Source organism: Leptolyngbya sp. AN02str, from assembly GCF_050565595.1.
Taxonomy (GTDB): domain Bacteria; phylum Cyanobacteriota; class Cyanobacteriia; order Elainellales; family Elainellaceae; genus Kaiparowitsia.
Genome location: NZ_JBNXVR010000087.1, coordinates 1 through 1,695, shown reverse-complemented (window position 1 = coordinate 1,695; position 1,695 = coordinate 1). Strand labels below are relative to the sequence as shown.

The 1,695-nt window shown below is 51.5% G+C and carries 1 protein-coding gene; it reads right to left on the bottom strand.

The window, feature by feature from the left end; translation table 11 throughout:
• Positions 1–69: 69 nt before the first annotated feature.
• A complete protein-coding gene (locus ACQ4M4_RS28680) occupies positions 70–1,578 on the bottom strand; it encodes an IS5 family transposase (RefSeq protein WP_430687883.1) in 1,509 nt (502 codons plus the stop codon).
• Positions 1,579–1,695: the final 117 nt, after the last annotated feature.

Genomic DNA, 1,695 nt, shown 5'->3' with positions numbered 1-1,695 from the left:
GGGCGTGCTGAAAAAGTATTTCACGAGTTTTAAGAAGACAGACGGTTAAATCTTGGGATTCGCTAGAACTTAAGCAGCAGCCAGGGCGCATTGAGGATCGCGCCACTGCCGCTGCCATCGGTTGAACTGGAACACTTCCTGAGAGAGAACAACGGCAAAAAAGACAAAAAGAAACTGCCGGAGCAGTTGCTCCAGATTCATCACCAGGAATGTCATTGCAATGGTGGTCTCTGCGGTTGGAGCGAGCTTTGCCATGACGCGAGCTAAACTAAAACGACGCTTGCCCACCCCAAACTTGCCCTCCACCTGGTTGCGAATCGCAGCATCTGCCTGAGCTTGCTTTTGGATGTCTGCTTGTTCGCTCTGTTTCGGTCTGCCTAACGGTTTTCCACTCAGGCGAATGCCTCGTTCTCGGCAGTATTGCAGGTTCGCCCGAGTACGGTAGATTTGGTCGGCATGAACCGAGGCGGGATAATGACCAAAGCGTTGCTTGAATCGCTCAATCTGTTCTGGCAACTGAGTCGATTCATTGAAGTTGTTCCAGTCGAGATGCTCTAAAAACACATAGCCATCGACACAACTGATGACAATCTTGGCACCGAATTCCACAGGTGTGCCGGCTTTGCCTCGCACAATTGGTCGCACATGCGGTTGAGCAATACTGACAATGCGCTCATCAATGCGACGTTGACGCTCCTGATACATCCACTGTTGCTGGCGAAACAACTCGCTGATGACGAGTAATTTACGGTACAGTTGGTTGTCCAGTTGAGCAAGGGATGCTCCTGCAGCAATCAGTGCGTCAATGTGAGCCAGATTCCGCCTGAGATAGCGTAACTGTTGTCCGACTGCCTTTCGCCGCAGCTTGGGCTTCACCCGACGTTGCTTGGCAATAGGCAAATACTGTTGCCGGGCTTTGAGGCGGTAGGTGCGGGGCTTTTGGGTAACTTGTTCTCGCACTTGCGCGTACAGCAAGTCGAGGATTCGCTCGGTGTGCTCTCGTGCCTCGTTGAGCAAACTTAAGTCAGTGGGATAGCGAATATCCGCAGGAGTGCAACTGGCATCGACAATCAGCTGTCCTGCATTTGAAGCAGAGGGAGGTTCATCGTCACGGTTGTCCTCATCGATGGAGTCTGAGGATTCTGCTGTTCCCTCCGGCTTGGACGCATCGTTCTCACGATGCTGCTGCACAATGGCTTCGTTAAGCTGCCCAATCAACTCAAGCTTCACTCGCTTGCGAAAATGCACCAACATCGAAGCATCAAACGGGGCTTTGTCGCTGTACTGCGATAATCCCAAGAAGAACTGCAAATACGGATTCTCCCGGATCTGTTCGACCGTTTCGATATCCGAAGTACCCAACCGCTCTTTGATGATTAGTGCCCCAAGTGCCATGCGGAAGGATTTCGCAGGTGCCCCCATCCCCTCGCTCAACTGCTCGGCATATTGCGCTTCAAACTCCTCCCACGGGATCAACTGTGCCAACTTCACCCAGCGATTCTCACCCGATAACTTGCCCCCAAACGGCAAGTAGAAGTTTTCAAACGACAATTGACCAGGGGGAGAACGGCGGTACATCGGCAAGCTCGTGCAAGGTTTTTGAGAGGTTTTACACTTTTTCTTTGCACTTTAGCAGACTTGATCTCGCTTGAAAACTAGGCACTGTAAACCTTTGCTGCTTTTTTCAGCAAACCC